1 protein-coding gene is annotated in these 378 nt (G+C 64.6%); it reads right to left on the bottom strand.

Annotation, left to right across the window (positions count from 1 at the left end; all coding sequences use genetic code 11):
- A partial coding sequence (locus EN749_RS37445) for a transglycosylase SLT domain-containing protein (protein ID WP_189368101.1) occupies nucleotides 1-378 on the bottom strand: 378 nt, incomplete at both ends.

The raw sequence follows: 378 nt of genomic DNA, 5'->3' as shown, positions 1-378 counted from the left end.
CCGCCAGTCTGTGCGGCACCGGCAGCGGCGGTGCCGCTAACCTGGATGCTAAAGGGCGGCGGGGCGGCAGCCGGCGCTTTACCGGACCCCGCATACTCGTTGAAGTATCCATGCCAGCGCCCGACGCCAGCCGACCAATTGGCCTGTTCGGCCGCCGTCGAACCGTTGTAGTAAGAGGCGAGGCATGCGTAATTCGTGCCGCCGCATTTCTTGACCGCTTGACTCAGCAGCTTCACTCCGCCCTCGACATTCTGTTCGTTGATATCGCGATCGAAGCCGAGGCCGCGGCCCGTACTCTTGGTGAGCTGCATCGCGCCTTTCACGCCGGTATGGCTGCCGGCGCACGTGTCGAAGCGCGCTTCCTGGTAGGACACGGAC

This window comes from Mesorhizobium sp. M7A.F.Ca.ET.027.02.1.1 (assembly GCF_004022985.1).
Lineage (GTDB): Bacteria > Pseudomonadota > Alphaproteobacteria > Rhizobiales > Rhizobiaceae > Mesorhizobium.
Note: the sequence above shows the minus strand (reverse complement) of the source record. Positions and strands in the feature narration are given on the sequence as shown.